The sequence below is a fragment of the Schaalia sp. Marseille-Q2122 genome (assembly GCF_903645355.1).
Classification (GTDB): Bacteria; Actinomycetota; Actinomycetes; order Actinomycetales; family Actinomycetaceae; genus Pauljensenia.
This window is the reverse complement of sequence record NZ_CAHJXR010000002.1, coordinates 55,615-70,184: the sequence shown is the minus strand read 5'-3', so window position 1 is coordinate 70,184 and position 14,570 is coordinate 55,615. Positions and strand designations below refer to the sequence as shown.

Genomic DNA, 14,570 nt, shown 5'->3' with positions numbered 1-14,570 from the left:
CAGTTCAGCGCGTCGGCGGACCCACGCGCAAAGTGGGAATACCCAAGCCCACGCGATTGTCCTCTTCCTTCTTCTGGCGCGCCTGCCAGGCATCCCCCGCGCGGGTGCGACGCAGCTCGAACAAACCGCCCTCCAACGCAGAATCGGCCAGCAGGTGGTGGGGCGCACCATAAGTAACCGTCGCACGCACCATGTCACCAGGACGCGGGCGATCCTCCTCGGCCATTCCTTCAGGTAGGGCAACGTGGACCAGGCGATTGTCGCGGGCGCGGCCCGAGATGCGGTGCGTCGCACCATCCTTACGGCCTTCACCCTCGCCAATGAGCACCTCAACGGTGGTGCCAGCCAGGGCGGCGTTATCCTCGGCGCAGATGCGCTCTTGCAGGGCAATCAGGCGCTTGTAGCGCTCCAGAGCCACATCGTCAGGTACCTGGTCCTCGCGATCGGCGGCGGGAGTACCTGGGCGCGGCGAGTACAGGAAGGTGAAGGCAGAGGAGAAGCGTGCCTCCTCGACAACCTCCAGGGTCTGCTGGAAGTCCTCCTCAGTCTCACCGGGGAAGCCGACAATAATGTCGGTGGTAATGGCCGCGTCCGGGATAGCAGCGCGCACGCGCTCCAGGATGCCCATGAAACGCTCACGGCGGTAGGAGCGTCGCATCTGGCGCAGCACGGCATCCGAACCCGACTGGAGGGGCATGTGCAGGCTGGGCATGACGGTGGGCGTCTCGGCCATCGCGGCGATGACGTCGTCGGTGAAGGCAGCAGGGTGGGGAGAGGTGAAGCGCACGCGCTCCAGGCCCTCAATCTCACCGACAGCGCGCAAGAGCTTAGCGAAAGCCCCACGATCGCCAAAGCCCACACCGTAGGAGTTCACGTTCTGGCCAAGCAGGGTCACTTCGATTGCGCCCTGGTCCACCACGGCCTGCACCTCGGAGAGGATCTCGCCGGGGCGGCGGTCGCGTTCCTTACCGCGCAGGTGGGGAACGATGCAGAAGGTGCAGGTGTTATTGCAGCCCACCGAGATCGACACCCATGCGGCGAACGCGGACTCGCGGTGAGTGGGCAGGGTGGAGGGAAAGACCTTGAGGGCTTCTTCAATCTCTACGGCGGCCTCACGGTTGTGTTCGGCGCGACGCAGGAGGGCGGGGAGCACATCAATATTGTGGGTGCCGAAAACAGCGTCTACCCACGGCGCCTTTTCGATAATGCCGTCACGCATCTGCTGGGCCAGGCAGCCACCCACCGCAATCTGCATGCCAGGGCGTTCACGCTTGACGGCTGCCAGTTGGCCGAGGTTGCCGAAGAGACGGGTCGCGGCGTTTTCGCGCACGGAGCAGGTGTTGATGACAATGACGTCGGCGCCCATATCGCCAGCGTCAGTTGCGCGGGCAGCAGCCTCGGGCACCTGTGACACGGGGATCAAGCCTTCAGCTTCCAGCAGGCCAGCCATGCGTTCCGAGTCGTGCTCGTTCATCTGGCAGCCCAGGGTGCGCACGGCGTAGGTGCGGGGCAGGGTAGACATAGGTGTAGTGCTCATCGTGTGGACAGTGTAGCGGGGTCAGCGCTCAGCTGGGTGTGCGCTGTCGTCGGTGAACGAGGGCGAGGCCGACGCGCCCTGCGCCCGCAGGGCCTCATCCAGGAGGGTGATCGCCTGGGAAATGGCTTGTTCTCGCACCTCGTTGCGGCTGCCAGTGAAGGAAAAACGGTGGATTATCGTGCCTGAGGGCATGGCGAGGGCCATATAAACGGTGCCCGCTGGGTGCCCGTCGGCGGGGCCGGGGCCGGCGACGCCGGTGGTGGAAATCGCATAGTCGGCGTTGAATAATTTGCGCGCCCCTTGGGCCATCTGGGCGGCAACCTCCCCGTCAACGGGGCCGCGTTCAGCCAGGAGCTCAGCATCGACACCGAGGATTCCATGCTTCAGTGCGGAGGTGTAGGTGCACACCCCGCCGCGCACGACGTCGGAGGCGCCAGGGATTTCAACGAGGCGCGCGCACACTCCCCCGCCGGTGAGGGATTCGGCGGTGGCGAGGGATAGCCCGGCCTGCCTGAGGGCATCAAGAGCGTCAGCAGCCCGGGACTGATCCGGCGTTCGATCGTCAAGCGTCACAGGTACTCCTCCTCCTGGTCTGCACCCCAGTCTTCCAGCACCTCAGCAATGACGCGCTGGCAGATAGAGGGAGCATAACCTTTTCGAGCCAGCATGCCCGAGAGGCGCCCCCAGGCTTTACGCCGGTCGATGCCGCCCATGCTTCGCGCCTTGCGTTGTGCCAGGTCAAGGGCGCGCTCGTAGGCGTCCTCCTCGCTGATGACACTCATGGCCTGGGCGATCGTGGCGCTATCAATGCCTTTACGTTGAAGCTCCTCACGCAGGGCACGGCCGGTGGCGCCGCGCAGGGCAAAGCGTTCGCGGACGATCATCGCAGCAAAGGCTCCGTCATCAATGAGGCCCACAGCTGTCAGACGATCAAGGACTTCTTCGGCGATCTCTTCACTGAAGCCGCGCTGAGTGATGGCCGCGTGTAGTTCTGCCCGGGAGCGGGAGCGGGTATCAAGCTGGCGGAGGGCGACTTCGCGCGCGCCCTCAACGGCCGCCACGCCGCTCAGCGCCGCGTTCTTTTCCCGCATAGCAGCGAGACGTTCAGCGGGAGAGACCTGCTTCTTTGTCCGGGCTTTCTTAGCCCGCTGGGCTGTGTGTGACACGCGTTCAACGTCGTCCTCACCTGAAGAGGTTGCCCCAACAGTGGGGAGAGAGGTGAACTCCGTGTCGTCACCTAATTCTGGGTAATGCTCCGGATCGAGATAGCGAACCACGATTCACCTCAGGGATGGGTCTGGAAAAGGTCGTGCCAGCTCAGGGCTCGATGAGAGCTAGCTCAGGACACTGCTGTGACATGCCTGGGCAGTGTCAGGTCTGTGCTTTGACATGCCTGTGCTGTGTCAGGTCTGGGCTGTGTCAGGTCACGTGAGCGGCCTGATGCGCGCCTCGCCCGCACGTGGGGTGCGGGCGAGGCTGGGCGCTCAGAATCCAGCATCCTCTTCATCAGATGCGGCAGACTTCGTATTGGGTGCTTCTTCAGGAACATCGCCAATACCCAACTCCGCGAGGATCTTATTCTCAATCTCAGTGGAGAGTTCAGGATTGTCGGCCAGGAATTGGCGGACATTTTCCTTGCCCTGCCCCAGCTGGTCATCCCCATAGGTGAACCAGGAGCCCGACTTTCGGATCACGCCGTATTCGACGCCCATGTCGATAATGGAGCCTTCACGAGAGATGCCACGGCCGTAAAGGATATCGAATTCAGCCTGCTTGAAGGGCGGGGCCATCTTGTTCTTGACGATCTTGGCACGGGTGCGGTTGCCGACAGGTGCACCGGCTTCCTTGAGGGTTTCAATACGACGCACGTCAATACGCACAGAAGCGTAGAACTTCAGTGCTTTACCGCCGGTAGTGGTTTCGGGCGAGCCGAAGAAGACGCCAATCTTTTCACGCAGCTGGTTAATGAAGATGGCGGTGGTGCCGGTAGCCGACAGGGCGCCGGTGATCTTACGCAGAGCCTGGCTCATGAGGCGCGCCTGCAGACCCACGTGGGAGTCACCCATTTCGCCTTCGATTTCTGCCTTGGGAACCAGGGCAGCCACCGAGTCGATGACGATAATGTCGATGCCGCCCGAACGGATCAGCATGTCGGCGATTTCGAGGGCCTGTTCACCGGTGTCGGGCTGGGAGACGAGCAGGGAGTCGGTATCAACACCCAGAGCTCGAGCGTAGACGGGGTCAAGGGCGTGCTCAGCGTCAATGAAGGCGGCGTTACCACCGGCGCGCTGAGCGTTGGCTACAGCGTGAAGGGCCACGGTGGTCTTACCGGAGGATTCGGGGCCGTAGACTTCGATGACGCGCCCGCGTGGCAGGCCGCCAATACCGAGGGCGACGTCAAGGGCGAGGGAGCCGGTGGGAATGACCTGAACCGGGGGACGGGTGTCATCGCCAAGGCGCATGATGGAGCCCTTGCCGAATTGCTTGTCGATTTGAGCGAGGGCGACTTCCAGCGCCTTGTTGCGGTCGCTGCCTGCAGGGGCTGCGGGGGTGGCGCTCTTTCGTGCTGCCATGGAACTGTCCTTCCGGTTGAGGCCTCTCCGGCCATAAATAAGGGCTGGTCTGAAATGTGGTGTTCTCCCCTCTCCGGGGTCACCACACACGCTAAGTCCGACCATGAGACATAGGCACGTTGGCACATTGCCACTGTGGATAACGTGTTTCGTGCTGCGCGTATCCACAGCATAGATGGAACAGGTGTTCGATGAGTGCGACACGCGGGAAATGAGATGCCCGCTACGTCACATATGAAGCACTCCCCCACACAGGGATGAGCCAGCTTCTAGCGGCGGCGCCTCTTCGGATCGATACGGTGGACCCAGCGCGCTTCCTCACTCTGGCCGGTTTCCTCAATGAGGGCCGCCCACACGGCGTCCGGCTCCAACCCGCGATCAAGGGCTTCTTGGGCAGTGCCTGAACAGGCCGGCAGGTAAAGGTCAACCACCAGGGAACGGCCAAGGGAGGGCCCATAGACTGCGTCTACCGCCTGCCAGAACTCTGATCGTTTCACTCTCGTCGTACCGAATCTGCGCTACCGAGCTATGCGGAGGCACCCACGTGCGCGCATCGCCCTCGTCTACCAGTCAGCTAATGAGGGTGACGGGCACGACAGGTTCGGAAACACGTTCGGGTGCCACGGTGCCGTCAAGAATCGCCATGCGGTCTGATACTTCGCGCAGGACGTACCACAGGGGCACGCCCAATGCTTCGCAGATGGCGTTGAGCAGTTCAGAAGAGGCCTCCTTACGGCCTCGTTCAATCTCAGAGAGGTAGCCGAGAGCAACCTGGCTTTCCTGGGCTACCTCGCGCAGCGTCCAGCCTCGCGCATTGCGGAGCTGACGCAGGACTGCACCGAGTTCAACTCGCAGCAGTGGAGAGGTAGTCGTTGAGATCATGTTCTGACTGTATCGCGAATCCATATGCGCGCGCACCTCCGTTCACCTTTTCCGATCACATTCAGGGATCTTTCGGGGCTCTTCTCAGGGCCGACCACGAGGGCGGCGGCCGCAGCAAGCGACTCATGAGCACTCCTTCCTGTCACCGACGATCAAGGCTCTCCCCCTGACATCCATCAGCATGACAGCACCACCCCGTATTTGCGTGAACGGCCACCAACAGCACGACACACAATGGCAGCAAAACGCCAATAGGCAGGAAAAAGGGAGCCTCCCCCAGGGGAAGCTCCCTTCATGTCAGATCAGCGCACACAGACAACCCGGGCACTCACGCCCTCGTCCTTTCCTTACACGCCTTCCTTCTTCAGCTCCTTGCCCATGCGACGGCCATCAAGAATGTAGTCAATGCCCGACCAGACTGTGACAATCAACGCAGCCCACATGGTTATCAGCACCGAGTAGCTCGCGATCGCCATGCCGACAGACTCCACATCCAGCATGCTCGCCCACGGCAAGATCATGAGGAAGATCAACAGCAGCTGAAGAACGGTCTTCAGCTTGCCACCCATATTGGCTGCGACCACGATGCCCTGCCGTAAAAGCACACTCCTCCACCAGGTAATGCCCAGCTCACGAATGGCCACCAGAATCGTGAAATACCAGGGCAAATCCCCCATCCACGACAGGGCAAGAAAAGCACCCAGGGTCAGAGCCTTGTCCGCAATGGGATCGGCAATCCGCCCAAAATCGGTGATCCACCCATTCCGTCGGGCGATCTCACCATCAAGGTGATCCGAGAGTGAGGCGACAACAAACACCGCCACCGCCCACCACTGAGCAGTCAGTGTCTTTTGGAAGAGAAGGGCAATAAAGATCGGAACAAGAACGATGCGCAGCACCGTCAACGCGTTGGGCACGTTGAGGACGGGCACCTTTTTCGATCGATCGATCGCAGAGACGTTCTGTTCCATACCTCGAATATTACCCTCTCTTACCTGCCTGTTAGTTGCCAGGCATCCTCATTCTCGTCAGGTTCCTCATCCTCCCAGTCCACGCGGCCACCAAAGTTGTATCCGGCGTAGGGATCGGCGGGAGGGTCAGGGGCGTAGGTGGGCGCAGCATCCTCCTGCGCCGACGCACTTTCTGAAGCGATAGTGGCATGCGTGCCGCTCGTCCTCACTGGGGATTCCACGGCGTAGAAGGTGCTTTCCTCCTCGGCCGCATCCTCTGGCCCGCCGGCCTCTTCCCAGCTGTTTGCACGTGGCTCGCCGACGGCGTCGGCCTCGTCAGCCACCTGCACCGCCGCCCCCATTGACGAGGCCGACGCAGCAGGCTCAGGCAGGGCCGAAATCTCGGGTTCGGGAATGGGGGTGGTTTCCCCGCGCAACATGGCGAGGATTTCGGGCAGCTGCTCGGGTTCGACGAGGACCTCGCGGGCCTTAGACCCTTCAGAGGGGCCGACGATTTCGCGCGATTCGAGCAGGTCCATGAGGCGGCCCGCGCGCGCAAAACCCACGCGCAACTTGCGCTGGAGCATGGAGGTTGAGCCCAGGCGGGTGGAAATCACCAACTCGGCGGCTTGGAGCAGATCATCCAGATCGTCACCAATATCCTCGGCAACCTTCGCGGTCTTAGCGGGAGCAACCACGTCGGGACGGTACTGGGCCTGCATCTGGGATTTCACGTGGGCGACGATGGAGTGAATCTCCGATTCCGTTACCCACGCACCCTGGACGCGCATGGGCTTAGGGGCGCCAGCGGGCAAGTAGAGGGCGTCACCTTGACCAATGAGCTTCTCAGCGCCCGGCTGGTCAAGGATGACGCGCGAGTCCACCAGTGAGGAAGTCGCAAACGCCAAACGAGACGGCACATTGGCCTTAATCAGACCCGTCACCACATCAGCCGACGGGCGCTGCGTGGCAAGCACCAGGTGAATACCGGCAGCACGCGCCAACTGAGTAATACGCTGGACGGAGGCTTCCACATCACGTGGGGCAACCATCATGAGGTCCGCAAGCTCATCAACAACCACGAGCAGGTAGGGGTAGGGCTGGAGCTTGCGTTCCAAGCCCAAGGGCACCTGAACCTGCCCGGCGCGCACGGCCTGGTTGAAATCATCCACGTGCTTAAACCCAAAGGCTGCCAGATCGTCGTAACGAGCATCCATCTCACGCACCACCCACTCAAGGGCTTCAGCAGCCTTCTTCGGGTCGGTGATAATCGGCGAAATCAAGTGCGGGATACCCTCATAGATCGTGAGTTCCACACGCTTGGGGTCCACCAGGATCATGCGCACCTGCTCGGGGGTGGCACGCATCATGATGGAGGTAATCATGGAGTTCACGAAGCTCGACTTACCAGAACCCGTCTGGCCAGCCACCAGCAGGTGCGGGGTCTTGGCCAGGTTCGTCACCACGTAGCCGCCCTCAACATCCTTACCGACACCCACCACCAGCGGATGCTGATTGCGCTTGGCGGCGCCCGAACGGAGGACGTCACCCAGGGCCACGGTCTCTCGGTCGGCGTTGGGGATCTCCACGCCGATGGCGCTCTTGCCTGGAATTGGGGACAGGATACGCACATCAGCGCTGGCCACAGCGTAGGCAATATTCTTGGACAGGTTGGTGATGCGGTCGACCTTCACGCCCGGGCCGAGCGTCACCTCATAGCGGGTGACCGTCGGGCCGCGAGAAAAGCCCGTCACCGTTGCGTCGACCTTAAATTCGGCGAGGACCTGCTGCAAAGCCTGAACGACCTGGTCGTTGACGGCTGAGCGGGTCTTGTGAGGGGTGCCGCGGACCAGGAGATCCTCGGTGGGCAGGTGGTATTCCACAGGGGGCGCTTCTTGGGGCGTAAAGCCAGCTTCGGCGTCGCCCTCGTCAGAAGCGTTCTCGGCGGCCGCCACGCCCTGCTGAGCCTCCTGCTGAAGTTCTACGGGAATAGCAAAGACTTCCGTGGGAGCATCCCCATCCACGTCCCCACCGGCAGGCGAGGTCGGCAGCACCATGGTCGCGTCAGTCTGATCAGCACCAAAGGCATCAAAATGGCCTTCACCGGCAGCGTAGTAGTCGCCGGGTTCGTCATATTCGGCCTCACCGTAGGCAGGATCATAGGCGCCCCCGGCAAGATCCACATGAGGTGCGGCATCAGCGTCGGCAGCGCGGCGGAAGGCCTCGTCAGCGTCATACTGATCAAGGAAGGGATCATCCCCAGCGGCCAAGTGGTCACGCGAGGGACGGCGTCCACCGCCAGCCTGGTCAAGATCAGCGGCCAGATCCTCGCCAGTGCTGCGGGGCGTGCGGCGAATAAAGCGATCGCGGAACTCACGCAGACGCTGGGGCACGTCAGCAACGCGAGTACGCGTCGCCAGCAGGACCGAATACACCAACAAAAGCACCAGCAGCGCACCCGCACCCCACGCAGACAGGAGGGTCACCAGAGGGCTGGCAACAAACCAGCCGATAACACCACCGGCAGCCTCAATCCCCTCAATGGGCGAGGCCGCGGGGTTGCCGCTGGTCACATGGACCAGTCCCGTCAAGGCACACACAATGCCCATCCCGCCAGCCATGTGGTGAGGCAAAGCAGAGTTCAAGGAGCGGGCCTTGAACAGGTCGATAGCAAGAGCCACAAATACCACCGGCAGCACGACGGAGAAGATGCCCACCAGGCCAGCCGAGCCGTGGTGGATGAAGTCTCCTGCCTGGCCAGAGACTCTGAACCATTCACGCAGGGCCACGACGATTGCCAGGGCAAGCATGACGAAAGCAAGGGCGTCACGTTTGACCTGGGCGTCCGTCGCTTTCCACAGGGCGAAGAGAGAGGCAATGCCTCGTCCACAAGCCGAAAAGAAGCGTGCGAGGGCACCTTGGGAGCGCGGCGGGGGCTCTTGAGCCGGGGTGCGCTGACGTGAACTCTTCGAAGACGATGATCTATTTGCCATGGTGCTACAGACGCTACCGGCCCGAAGGGCATCACGGCGGATCGGCGCGCCGCACAACCCCATTAGCGGCCAAATATCACCATTTTTCAGGGTTCACCTGAGCGAGTTCCCAGACAGCCCCCGGAAGGAAGGCAGGCGGATCCCCTCAGGAGGAATACACCAGGCCGCCCTGCTCAAGGATCTGCTCAATATCAGCCAGCGTCGGCACCGGAAGCGCCGACTCATGAGCGATGGTGAAGGCTGCGGCAGCATTAGCCGCACGGCAGGCATCCTCCAAGGACGCACCCTTAAGCAGAGAGGCGCACATCGTGGCAATATGCGTGTCCCCCACCCCGGAGGTATCCACCGTGAAGGCATCAAAAGCAGGCAGGTGAATACGCGGCGCAGACTCATTGACTTGCAGTTCACAGCCCATCACACCCAGGCGGCGCACAACCGCAGCGTGGGGGCGCATAATGTGGCGGATCGACAGTCCCGGCTCAGCGCGCGTCAAGATCGCATCCAGGGCCGCCTTCTCACGAATATTCATCGTCACCACGTCGGCGCGGCTGAGCAGGCGCCGCCAGGCGCTCACCGGCACTTCCTCTACAGCAGGAGAGATCGACACCACGAGGGTGACATTCTCCGGCAGGGACGCCCCCCAGCCGGTCAGGGTCTCAGCACCAATGCGGTTAGTCAGATCCACACCGGAGATATGGACGAGGTCCCCGTCGTGCAGAGTAATGCGGTCAAGTGCGGCGCGGGAGGGTTCAGATTCCACACCCGCTGTGACCACGGAGGTCGTGGAGCCGTCGGCCTCGACAAGCTGGATGGCGATACCGATATCCCCCACCAGTTCGGTAGTGAGAATCTCGACATTGGCCTCCTCCAGGTGCTGGCGCACCGTGTAGGAATTCGGACCCGTTCCCAGAGGCGAGGCCATGGAGGCTTTCACCCCCTGAGCTGCGGCCGCCGCCAAGGTAACGTAGCCGCCGCCGGGGCGGGCAGCCGCAGTCTCCGCTTCAACGGCGGCCCCGCGTTCTGGCAGATGGTCCACGTGCAGCGGCAGGGCCAGCACCATTGAGTGCGTGGAAATAAAACGACCAGGCATGAAGTTCCTACTGTTCCACGACCACAGGCACAATCATCGGGCGGCGGCGCAGGCGGCGAGCCACCCACCGTCCGATGACGCGGCGCATGACCTGCTGGAGGACATAGGGATCAACGCCACCGGGGGCAGCGGCCTCGCGCAGGGCTGCGTCCACCTCGGGCAGGATCTCTTCAAAGACAGCGTCGTCCTCGGCCATACCGATGGCGCGAATGGTCGGCGCAGCCAACACCATGCCCGAATCGCGCTCCACCACGGCGTAGACGCTGACGAAGCCTTCAGCGCCAAGGGTGCGGCGGGCGGCGAGTTCCTCTTCGGAGATCTCGCCAATAGAGCGGCCGTCCACATAGACATACTCGCAGGGCACTGCGCCCGCAATACGGGTCTTGCCGTCCTTGAGGTCCACGACGACGCCGTCCTCGGCAAGTACGACGTTCTCCACGGGCACACCGGTCTTGACGGCCAGCTGGCCGTTGGCGATGAGGTGGCGGATTTCGCCGTGGATGGGCATGACATTGGTGGGCTGGATGATGTTGTAGCAGTACAACAATTCGCCCGCTGAAGCGTGGCCCGAGACGTGAACCTTCGTATTGGACTGGTGGACGACGCGAGCCCCCAGGCGCATGAGGCCATTGATCAGCCGGTACACGGAGTTTTCGTTACCGGGAATCAGGGAGGAGGCAAAGACCACCATATCGTCAGGCTCAAGGGTGACGAACTTGTGGGAGCCTGCAGCCATGCGCGACAGGGCGGCCATGGGCTCACCCTGCGAACCCGTAGCCATGTAGACGCGCTGGTTAGGGGGCAGGTCCCCGATGGTCGCTGAATCGACGATGACATCGGGGGGAACAGTCAGGTAGCCCTTTTCCTCGGCGATGCGCATATTGCGTTCCATAGAGCGGCCCACCAGTGCCACGCGACGCCCATTGCGGTGGGCGGCGTTCATCACCTGCTGGACACGGTGAACGTGGGAGGCGAAGGAGGCGACGACAATCTGGCCGGTCGCTTCGGCAAACACGCGGTCGAGGACGGGGCCGATCTCACACTCGGGGGTGACAAAGCCGGGGACCTCGGCATTGGTGGAGTCCACCATGAACAGGTCCACGCCCTCTTCACCAAAACGTGCGAAGGCACGCAGGTCGGTCAGGCGCCCATCCAGGGGCAGCTGGTCCATCTTGAAGTCGCCGGTGATGAGGACCTTGCCCGCGTCGGTGCGGACAAAAACGGCCAAAGCGTCGGGAATGGAGTGGGTGACGGCCACGAATTCGCAGTTGAAGGGGCCAACGTCAATGCGGTCCCCTTCGGCAACAACGACGAGGTCGGGGCTGGGCAGGCGGTGTTCGCGGATCTTTGGTTCCACAAAGGCCAAGGTAAGGTCCGAGCCGTAGATGGGAATGTCGGAGCGGAGTTTGAGCAGGTAGGGGACGGCGCCGATGTGGTCTTCGTGGCCGTGGGTGAGGATCATGCCCACAATGTCTTCAAGGCGGTCTTCGATCCAGGAAAAGTCAGGGAGGATCAGGTCAACACCGGGTTGGTTCTCTTCCGGGAAGAGGACGCCGCAGTCGACGACAAGGAGCTTGCCTGCGTATTCGAGGACGTTCATATTGCGTCCGACTTCGCCTAAACCTCCCAACGGGATGACGCGAAGGGCGCCCTCTTCAAGGGGTGCGGGTTCAGCGAGGTTCTCATACAGGGGCTTCATAAGGCTGATTCTACTTGGTCTTTCCTCCCCGGTCTTAGGGGGTTGGCCTCATCCCGCAGGTGATGGCTCACATCATCCCCCCTGTCCTCACGCGCGCTGTTCTGGCACAGCCGCACCGCGATGGACTATGAATGCGCGCCTTTCCCCGGTCGATCTGCGCTACGCGGCATTAGCCTCACATGGAACTGCCCGCACACACGGCGGGGGTGGGAGCCGCTGGCTCCCACCCCCGCCGCCCTTGCATGCGCCCAGGAGTTCACATGCGATCATCCCGCCAGGGAAGATCCTCCCCTACCCTTCGCGGAACATGATGCCGAAGCTGCCGCGCGGATAGTGCCACTTGAGGACGCCCGCCGGAGCCATAGCCAGGCAGGTGCCGCATTCCAAGCAGGCAGCGTATTCCACACCCACGCTGCCATCAGCTTCCACCGAATACACGTGAGCTGGGCAAATGCGTTCGAGTAGGGGGCCAGCGCCGAGCTTCTTTGCGAGTTCCTGATTGACCTCAATGTGGGATTCCTCCTCATCAAGGTTGTAGGTATTCCCAGCCAGTCGAGCCGGAACACTGTCAATGGCAAGTTGAGCCATTGTTCTGTCCTCCTTTCTGAAGGTGTGGGTCACAAGGCGCGAATTCCAGCGAAAACGTCACCCATGATCTGCGTCATCTTCAACCCCGACGCCTTCAAGGCGTCCAATCCCACCGCACGCAGGTGACGCCTGGGGGTCAGATCGTGGTTGAACACGCCGTAGAACACGTCAGCGGCGAGCTTGCCGTAATCCTTGTACATGCGGGGCCGTTCCAAGAATGCGGGGGCCTTGGCGTAGGTCGCCATGTCCTTACCGACAAAACTCGCATCCAGGAGGCTCCGGTACACGTCCATCGCCTCTTGGCTGAAGTCCATGACCCCGAAGGCCTTCTGAATAGCACCAGCGGCCGCGAGCGCGGAGCCTGCTGCCAGGTCCATGCCACGGATGGTCAGCCCCGTGTTGAGGGTGAATCCTGCTGCGTCGCCGATAATGATGAGCCCCGGTCGGGTGAGGTCGTGAGCGGTCATTGCCGAGCCGTCCTCGATGGTGAGGTGGCAGCCGTATTCGAGGAGCTGCCCGTCCTCAAGGAGGGGTGCGATGGCGGGGTGTTGCAGCAGGTGGTCGTGGATGTCCGAGGAGGACAAGCCGGAGGCTTCAAGGTCGTCGAGCCTCATGACCACGCCGATGGAGACGGATTCTTCATTGGTGTAGAGGAATCCGCCCCCGGCCACACCCTTCGTGCAGTCGCCCACCATGGCGTAGGCGACGCCCTCGTTGCCGCGGACGTTGAAGCGGTCCTCAAGGACCTTGCGAGGCAGTCCGATGACGGACTTGACCCCGACGGCGAGGTGCTTCATGGGTTCTTTGGCGCGAATACCCGCGTCCTGGGCGATGAAGGAGTTCACGCCATCTGCTGCGACAACCACGTGGCAGCGCAGCTCGTCTTCTCCGGCTCGAACGCCGACTATCTGGGTGCCCTCGGTGATGAGGGAGTCGACCTTGACGCCGGGCATGACGGTCACGCCTGCCTCTTCGCATTGCTCAAGGAGCCATGCGTCGAGTTTGACGCGCAGGACGGTGACGGCGTTGGCGGGCTCACTCAGGCGTTGGTCCCAGTAGTCGATGTTGACGAAGGAGCTGTCGTTGATGAGGCTCACGCAGTTGCGGGTGATGCGGCGCTCTACTGGCGCGATGTTGACGAAGTCGGGGAAGACTTTTTCCATGACGCGGCAGTAGAACACGCCTCCGGAGAGGTTCTTCGAGCCCGGTTCTGCGCCGCGCTCGACGAGGAGGACCTCCCGGCCTTGTTGGGCGAGGGTGTAGGCGCAGACTGCGCCTGCCACGCCTCCTCCGATGACAATGACGTCGAAGTCGACGTCGACTTCTTCAGACATGATGTTCTCGTTTCAGGAGAGTGCCGTTTGCTTGAGCGACGCTTAGGACAGCGCTGCGGTGAGTGCGGGGACAACCTCGTAGATGTCGCCCACGATGCCGTAGTCAGCGATCTGGAAGATCGGGGCGTTGGCGTCGGTGTTGACGGCGACGACGATCTTGGTATCTGCCATGCCGGAGGTGTGCTGCACCTGGCCGGAGATACCGAGGGCGACGTAGATGTCAGGCGAGACGTGCATGCCGGAAACGCCGATGTAGCGGTCCTTGGTCATCCAGGCGGTGCCTTCAGCGAGGGGCCGCGAGCACGCCATTTCAGCGCCGAGGGCGTCGGCGAGGGCCTGGGCAATGCTGAGGTCCTCTTCGGCCTTGAAGCCGCGCCCGCAGGCGACGATGCGGCGAGCCGCTGCGAGGTTAGCGGGCCCGGAGGTGGCGGGCTGGACGGAGACGACGCTGACGGCCATGGGGGTGGCCTCGTGGGTTTCGGCTGCTGGTCCGCCTGCTTCGGCGGGGGCCCCGCCCTCGAGGACGAGGACGGCGCCGCTGAAGCTGACCGTCTCGGTGGTCAGGCCACCGTAGCGGGCGACCTCGGCGCCGCTGGCGCTGACGCTGGTGGCTCCAACGATGACAGGCAGGGTGAGGGCGGCTGCTGCGGCGCCCGCGAAGGAACGCTCAGCAGGGCGGTTGGCGGCGAGGATGACGTCACTGCCTGCCTCGGCGAGGAGTCCAGCGACGGCGCTGGCGTAGGCTTCGGCGGGAACTCCCTCGGCAAGGGGGACGTGGATGATGCGGTCGACTCCGGCGATGCTGGGAGCACTGGGGGCGACGGCGATGACGGTGGTGGCGCCGCCAATGGCTGCGGCGGCTTCAACGAGGTTCGCGACGTGCTCGTTGGTGGTGAGAATCCAGGTGTTCGTCATTGTTCTGCG

13 protein-coding genes are annotated in these 14,570 nt (G+C 62.6%); all 13 read right to left on the bottom strand.

Translation table 11 applies throughout. The features are described 5' to 3' along the window. Positions 1 to 4 precede the first annotated feature (4 nt). Positions 5 to 1,522, bottom strand: coding sequence for a tRNA (N6-isopentenyl adenosine(37)-C2)-methylthiotransferase MiaB (miaB, locus tag HWX48_RS01295; RefSeq protein ID WP_175953894.1), 1,518 nt, complete (start codon positions 1,520 to 1,522; stop codon positions 5 to 7). Positions 1,523 to 1,558: 36 nt separating this feature from the next. Continuing rightward, a complete protein-coding gene (locus HWX48_RS01290) occupies positions 1,559 to 2,110 on the bottom strand; it encodes a CinA family protein (protein ID WP_175953892.1) in 552 nt (183 codons plus the stop codon). Then, positions 2,107 to 2,814: a regulatory protein RecX gene (locus HWX48_RS01285; protein WP_368483975.1), complete on the bottom strand. Its 708-nt coding sequence runs from the start codon at positions 2,812 to 2,814 to the stop codon at positions 2,107 to 2,109. The genes HWX48_RS01290 and HWX48_RS01285 overlap by 4 nt, the downstream gene beginning before the upstream one ends. 207 nt (positions 2,815 to 3,021) lie before the next feature. Continuing rightward, positions 3,022 to 4,110 carry a recombinase RecA gene (gene recA / locus HWX48_RS01280; RefSeq protein ID WP_175953889.1) on the bottom strand — a complete coding sequence of 363 codons (1,089 nt, stop codon included), beginning with the start codon at positions 4,108 to 4,110 and terminating at the stop codon, positions 3,022 to 3,024. Between the two features lie 269 nt (positions 4,111 to 4,379). Further along, the gene (locus HWX48_RS01275; protein WP_175953887.1) at positions 4,380 to 4,607 is read right to left on the bottom strand and encodes a DUF3046 domain-containing protein; all 228 of its coding nucleotides are present in this window, start codon (positions 4,605 to 4,607) and stop codon (positions 4,380 to 4,382) included. A 73-nt stretch (positions 4,608 to 4,680) separates the two neighbouring features. Next, positions 4,681 to 5,016 (bottom strand): helix-turn-helix domain-containing protein, encoded by a 336-nt coding sequence (locus HWX48_RS01270; RefSeq protein ID WP_254872899.1) that lies wholly within the window; start codon positions 5,014 to 5,016, stop codon positions 4,681 to 4,683. Positions 5,017 to 5,339: 323 nt separating this feature from the next. Next, entirely contained in the window at positions 5,340 to 5,963 is a 624-nt protein-coding gene (gene pgsA, locus HWX48_RS01265; protein WP_175953885.1) for a CDP-diacylglycerol--glycerol-3-phosphate 3-phosphatidyltransferase, read from the bottom strand. A 20-nt stretch (positions 5,964 to 5,983) separates the two neighbouring features. Next, positions 5,984 to 8,935, bottom strand: a complete 2,952-nt coding sequence (locus tag HWX48_RS01260; RefSeq protein ID WP_175953884.1) for a DNA translocase FtsK — start codon at positions 8,933 to 8,935, stop codon at positions 5,984 to 5,986. Positions 8,936 to 9,080: 145 nt separating this feature from the next. Next, positions 9,081 to 10,025, bottom strand: a complete 945-nt coding sequence (locus tag HWX48_RS01255; protein WP_175953882.1) for a PfkB family carbohydrate kinase — start codon at positions 10,023 to 10,025, stop codon at positions 9,081 to 9,083. Positions 10,026 to 10,032: 7 nt separating this feature from the next. After that, entirely contained in the window at positions 10,033 to 11,724 is a 1,692-nt protein-coding gene (locus HWX48_RS01250; RefSeq protein ID WP_175953880.1) for a ribonuclease J, read from the bottom strand. A 291-nt stretch (positions 11,725 to 12,015) separates the two neighbouring features. Continuing rightward, complete coding sequence (locus HWX48_RS01245) at positions 12,016 to 12,312, bottom strand: ferredoxin family protein (protein ID WP_175953878.1); 297 nt, start codon at positions 12,310 to 12,312, stop codon at positions 12,016 to 12,018. Between the two features lie 29 nt (positions 12,313 to 12,341). Continuing rightward, the gene (locus HWX48_RS01240; RefSeq protein WP_175953876.1) at positions 12,342 to 13,646 is read right to left on the bottom strand and encodes an FAD-dependent oxidoreductase; all 1,305 of its coding nucleotides are present in this window, start codon (positions 13,644 to 13,646) and stop codon (positions 12,342 to 12,344) included. Positions 13,647 to 13,688: 42 nt separating this feature from the next. Beyond that, entirely contained in the window at positions 13,689 to 14,561 is an 873-nt protein-coding gene (locus tag HWX48_RS01235; RefSeq protein WP_175953874.1) for an electron transfer flavoprotein subunit alpha/FixB family protein, read from the bottom strand. Positions 14,562 to 14,570 lie beyond the last annotated feature (9 nt).

Excerpts from the sequence above, each read along its gene's own strand:
- miaB (WP_175953894.1), bottom strand. The coding sequence starts at position 1,522 with ATGTCTACCCTGCCCCGCACCTACGCCGTGCGCACCCTGGGCTGCCAG.
- recA (WP_175953889.1), bottom strand. The coding sequence starts at position 4,110 with ATGGCAGCACGAAAGAGCGCCACCCCCGCAGCCCCTGCAGGCAGCGAC.
- HWX48_RS01270 (WP_254872899.1), bottom strand. The coding sequence starts at position 5,016 with ATGGATTCGCGATACAGTCAGAACATGATCTCAACGACTACCTCTCCA.
- pgsA (WP_175953885.1), bottom strand. The coding sequence starts at position 5,963 with ATGGAACAGAACGTCTCTGCGATCGATCGATCGAAAAAGGTGCCCGTC.
- HWX48_RS01260 (WP_175953884.1), bottom strand. The coding sequence starts at position 8,935 with ATGGCAAATAGATCATCGTCTTCGAAGAGTTCACGTCAGCGCACCCCG.
- HWX48_RS01255 (WP_175953882.1), bottom strand. The coding sequence starts at position 10,025 with ATGCCTGGTCGTTTTATTTCCACGCACTCAATGGTGCTGGCCCTGCCG.
- HWX48_RS01250 (WP_175953880.1), bottom strand. The coding sequence starts at position 11,724 with ATGAAGCCCCTGTATGAGAACCTCGCTGAACCCGCACCCCTTGAAGAG.
- HWX48_RS01245 (WP_175953878.1), bottom strand. The coding sequence starts at position 12,312 with ATGGCTCAACTTGCCATTGACAGTGTTCCGGCTCGACTGGCTGGGAAT.
- HWX48_RS01240 (WP_175953876.1), bottom strand. The coding sequence starts at position 13,646 with ATGTCTGAAGAAGTCGACGTCGACTTCGACGTCATTGTCATCGGAGGA.
- HWX48_RS01235 (WP_175953874.1), bottom strand. The coding sequence starts at position 14,561 with ATGACGAACACCTGGATTCTCACCACCAACGAGCACGTCGCGAACCTC.